Source organism: Micromonospora maritima (assembly GCF_902825405.1).
In the GTDB taxonomy this organism is placed as follows: domain Bacteria; phylum Actinomycetota; class Actinomycetes; order Mycobacteriales; family Micromonosporaceae; genus Micromonospora; species Micromonospora maritima.
In genome coordinates, this window is sequence record NZ_CADEAU010000390.1 from 1 (window position 1) to 5,027 (window position 5,027).

Consider the following 5,027-nt stretch of genomic DNA (forward strand, 5'->3'; position numbering starts at 1 on the left):
AGCGCGGCGACCAGGGCCCCGACGGCGACCGCCGCCCCGGCGAAGACGAACGCCCACGGCACGCCGCCGGCGTGGTCGACGATCAGCCCGGCGCTCTCCCCGGCGATCCGGTCGACGTCGGGGTGCCGCCGGGCCGGGAAGGGCGGCTCGTGCAGCGCCGAGAGCGCGAAGGCACGCATCCGTCGTGTCCCCTGTCCGCCGCCCGTCTGCTCGAGCGGCGGCGAGGAGCGTACGACAATGCGGATCGGTCACCATCGTTGGGTTGCGCGGTTTCCACGAGGCGCGGTGACCGGATCCGTACAGTCGGTCAGAAGCCCAGTTCGGCGGTGCGCAGCCGCTCGACCCCGTCGGCCGGGCCGTCCACCTGGACCCGGGCCACCCGCTGCCGACCGGTGAGGAAGAGGACGAGTTCGCCCGGCGCGCCCACCACCCGCAACCGCCCGCCGCCGCGTCCCGCCCGCAACTCGCCGTGACCCGGCGCCTGCACCAGCACCTCGGCCGGGAAGCGTCGCAACGCCATCCGGGCCAGCAGACCGACCCGCTTCCAGAGCACCCGCTGCTGCCCGGCCGGCAGGTCACGCGGATGCCAGCCGGGCCGGGCCCGGCGGACGTCCTCGTGGTGGATGAAGAACTCCAGCCCGTTGGCCAGCTCGTCGGTGAGCGGATTGCTCACCGGACTCCACAGCGGCGGGCGGCGTACCCGGGCCACCAGCTCCGGGTAGGGCCCCGCGGCGATCCGCCGGCGGACCGACTCGCCGTGCTCGCGCAGCGGCGGCAGCAGGATCCCGCCGGCCGCGTCCGGCCGGCGCTCGCGCACCAGCAGGTGCGCCGCGAGGTCGCGGGTGGTCCATCCCTCGTTGACCGTCGGCGCGTCGGGTCCCAGTTCCAGCATCAGATCGGCGAGCGCCTCGCGCTCCGCCCGGGCGTACCGCGGCATGGCCCGATCGTAGGCCCGGCCGGACCGATCGGCGCGCCGCGCCCGGCGCGGCGGCGGCGACCGACCGACCACGCGCCGTGGTCCGCCCAGGTCGGCCGGGAACGTGACGGTGGACATATCCCGGCCGGGTCGGCGGACCTGGCGGGGTGCGGTAAGGATGGGGGGGAAACGGGCGGCTTACGGCGGGGGAGAGCGTGGCGAGCGGGACAAGTCGGGACGTGCTCGGCAGGGGGCTACGGGTGCTCGGCCGGGCGATCCGGGAGCAACCGCGGATCTTCGCGGTGGCGGTGACCGGCAGCGTGCTCTTCGGCCTCCTGGTGATCGCCAGCGCCTACGTGGTCGGCGGTGTGGTCGGCGAGGTGGTGGTGCCGGCGGTCGAGCGCGGCGAGGTGGGCGGCGGCGCCCTGGCCCTCGCCGCCGCGGCGCTGTTCGGCATCAGCGTGCTGCGGGTGGTCGGCATCTTCGGTCGGCGGCTCGGCGCCGGCTACATGCAGTACCGGCTCCAGGCCGCCTACCGGCGCCGGGTCACCCGCCGCTACCTGGAGCTGCCGCTGGCCTGGCACCACCGCAACTCCACCGGCACCCTGCTGTCGAACGCCAACTCCGACGTCGAGGCCGCCTGGTACCCGATCGCGCCGTTGCCGTTCGCGGTCGGCACGCTGGTGATGCTCGTCGGCGCGGTGGCCTCGCTCTTCGTCACCGACTGGGCGCTGGCCCTGGTCGGCCTCGCGGTCTTCCCCGCGCTGTTCGCGCTCAACGTGGTCTACTCCCGCCGGATGGCGCCCCGGCAGGCCCGGGCGCAGCGGCTGCGCGCCGAGGTCAGCGGCATCGCGCACGAGAGCTTCGACGGCGCGCTGGTGGTCAAGACGATGGGCCGCGAGGCGCAGGAGACCGCCCGCTTCGCCGCCCGCGCCGGTGACCTGCGCGACGCGCTCATCTCGGTCGGCCGGCTGCGGGGCGTCTTCGACCCGATGCTGGAGACGCTGCCCAGCCTCGGCACCCTCGCCGTGCTGGTGGTCGGCGCGATCCGGCTGCGACAGGGCGCGATCACGGTGACCGAGCTGGTCAGCGTGGCGTTCCTGTTCACCGTGCTGGCCTTCCCGGTGCGGGCCATCGGCTGGGTGCTGGCCGAGCTGCCGCGCAGCGTCGCCGGCTGGGACCGGGTCCGCCGGGTCCTCGACAGCACCGGCGAGATGCCCTACGGCGAGGTCGCGTTCGACCCCGCCGCCCGCACGCCGGCCACGCTGGGCTTCGACGACGTGCACTTCGGGTACGAGCCGGCCGAGGCGCACCTGCCCGGCACCGAGGTGCTCGGCGAGGTGACGTTCACCGTGCCGGCCGGGAAGACGGTCGCGCTGGTCGGGCCGACCGGGGCCGGCAAGTCCACCATCGCGTCGCTGGCCGTGCGGCTGGTCGACCCGCGTCGCGGCCGGGTCACGCTGGACGGCGTCGACGTGCGCGAGCTGACCGCCGCGTCGCTGGCCGCCACCGTGGCGCTGGTGGCCCAGGTGCCGTTCGTCTTCGACGACACGGTCCGGGCCAACATCACCCTCGACCGGGCCGGCATCGGCGACGACGAGGTGTGGGCGGCGCTGCGGCTGGCCGAGGCGGACGGCTTCGTGGCCGCCCTGCCGGACGGGCTGGACACCATGGTCGGCGAGCGGGGCACCTCGCTCTCCGGCGGCCAGCGCCAGCGGTTGACGCTGGCCCGGGCGCTGGCCGGGCGGCCCCGGCTGCTGGTGCTCGACGACGCCACGAGTGCCGTCGACCCGCGGGTCGAGGCGGCCATCCTGGCCGGGCTGCGGGCCCCGGGTGACGGCGGCGCGCCGGCGTCGATCCTGGTCGTGGCGTACCGGCGGGCCACCATCGCGCTCGCCGACGAGGTGATCTACGTGGAGCAGGGTCGGGTGGTGGCCCGGGGTACGCACACCGAGCTGCTGGCCACCGTGCCCGGCTACGTCGACCTGGTCACCGCGTACGAGCAGGCCGAGCAGGAGCGCGAGCAGGACCGCGCGTACGACGAGGTCGCGCCGGTGCCCTCCGGCCTGGAGATGGAGGTGGACCGGTGAGCGCGAGGAGTGCAGCGAAGCGGAGCCCCGCAGTCGCGAACGAAGGGCGGGCCCGGTGAGCGCGAGCGCGGCTACGGCCGAGACGGCCGAGACGACCGAGACGACCTGGCGGACGCTGCGGCGGGGGCTGGCGCTCTCCCCGGAGCTGAAGACCGGGCTCGCCGGCACGCTGGCGCTGGCCCTGGTCTACATGATCGGCCGGGTGGCCGTGCCGGTGGCGGTGCAGCGCGGCATCGACCACGGCATCGTCGGCGGGCTCGACCTGGACGTCATCTCGCTCACCGTGACGATCACGGCCGCCGTGCTGGTGGTGACCACCGCCTGCGGCTACCTGATGATGCGCCGGCTGTTCACGGTCAGCGAGACCGCGCTGGCCGGGGTGCGCACCCGCGCGTTCCGGCACGTGCACGACCTGTCCATGCTGCACCAGCAGTCGGAGCGGCGCGGCTCGCTGGTCTCCCGGGTCACCAGCGACGTCGACCAGATCACCCAGTTCCTCCAGTGGGGCGGCGTGATCCTGATCGTGAACCTGGGGCAGTTGCTGGTCACCACCGCCGTGATGCTCGCGTACTCCTGGCAGTTGACGCTCGTGGTGCTCGCCGCGTTCGCGCCGGCGGTGCTGATCATCAGGCTGTTGCAGCGCCGGCTGGCCGGCGCGTACGGGCTGGTCCGGCAGCGGACCGGCACGTTGCTCGGCGCCATCGGCGAGAGCGTGGTGGGCGCGCCGGTGATCCGGGCGTACGGCATCGCGGGGCGCACCGCCCGACGGCTGGACGCGGCGATCGACGGGCAGCGGCTGGCCCAGCAGCGGGCGATCCGGATCAGCATCGTGGGCAGCTCGGTCGGCGAGCTGGCCGCCGGCCTGGCGCTGGCCGGGGTGGTGGTGGTCGGGGTGAACCTCGGCGTCGACCGGACGCTGTCGGTCGGCCAGCTCACCGCGTTCCTGTTCCTGGTCACGCTCTTCATCCAGCCGGTGCAGATCGCCACCGAGGTGCTCAACGAGGCGCAGAACGCGATCGCCGGCTGGCGCCGGGTGCTCGACGTGCTGGACGTCGCCCCGGACGTGGCCGACCCGGGCACGCAGGGGCGGGACCTGCCGTCCGGCCCGCTGGACGTCCGCTTCGCCGGCGTGACGTTCGCCTACCCGGGCGGCCCGCCGGTGCTGCACGACGTGACGCTCGACATCCCGGCGAAGAGCCGGGTGGCGGTGGTCGGCGAGACCGGCAGCGGCAAGACCACCTTCGCCAAGCTGCTCACCCGGCTGATGGACCCGACCGAGGGGGAGGTGCTGCTCTCCGGCGTCGACCTGCGCCGGGTGCGCTTCGACTCGCTGCGCGCCCGGGTGGTGATGGTGCCGCAGGACGGCTTCCTGTTCGACGCCACGGTCGGGGAGAACGTCCGCTTCGCCCGCCCCGACCTGACCGACGAGCGGCTCACCGCCGCCTTCACCGAGCTGGGCCTGGCCGACTGGCTGGACGGCCTGCCGGCCGGGCTGGACACGCCGGTGGGGGAGCGCGGCGAGGCGCTGAGCGTGGGCGAGCGGCAGCTCGTGGCGCTGGCCCGGGCGTACGTCGCCGACCCGGACCTGCTGGTCCTCGACGAGGCGACGAGCGCGGTCGACCCGGCCACCGAGGTACGGCTGCAACGCACGCTGGACGCGGTCACCCGGGGTCGGACCACGCTGGCCATCGCGCACCGGCTCTCCACCGCGCAGGCGGCGGACGAGGTGATCGTGGTGGACCGGGGCCGGATCGTGCAGCGCGGCCCGCACGACGAGCTGGTCCGCGACACCGACTCGGTCTACGCCCTGCTCTACGCCTCCTGGCTGGAACAGACCCGCTGACCCCTGGCGGCGTCCGAACCTTCCGGCCCGGCGGTGAGGGGCGCCGCCCCGGTGGCAGCCACCGGGACGGTCCGTAGGTGCCTACAAACTTGATGACGTGAACGGATCAGGTGTGGCGTGAGCCAGCGCCGCGCCGGGCTGGCCGCGCCCAGCCGGGCTGGGGGCGCCGCGCCGGGCT

3 protein-coding genes are annotated in these 5,027 nt (G+C 74.9%); 2 read left to right on the plus strand and 1 reads right to left on the minus strand.

What is annotated here, in order from left to right; all coding sequences use genetic code 11:
• Positions 1–307: 307 nt before the first annotated feature.
• Positions 308–937, minus strand: a complete 630-nt coding sequence (locus HUW36_RS25250) for a TIGR03085 family metal-binding protein (protein WP_174530444.1) — start codon at positions 935–937, stop codon at positions 308–310.
• A 194-nt stretch (positions 938–1,131) separates the two neighbouring features.
• Here HUW36_RS25250 and HUW36_RS25255 point away from each other — a divergent pair, with 194 nt between their 5' ends.
• Together HUW36_RS25255 and HUW36_RS25260 are read left to right on the plus strand one after the other, a co-directional pair.
• Complete coding sequence (locus tag HUW36_RS25255; protein ID WP_174530445.1) at positions 1,132–3,006, plus strand: ABC transporter ATP-binding protein; 1,875 nt, start codon at positions 1,132–1,134, stop codon at positions 3,004–3,006.
• Between the two features lie 55 nt (positions 3,007–3,061).
• Positions 3,062–4,849: an ABC transporter ATP-binding protein gene (locus tag HUW36_RS25260; RefSeq protein WP_174530446.1), complete on the plus strand. Its 1,788-nt coding sequence runs from the start codon at positions 3,062–3,064 to the stop codon at positions 4,847–4,849.
• The last annotated feature ends 178 nt before the right edge of the window (positions 4,850–5,027 follow it).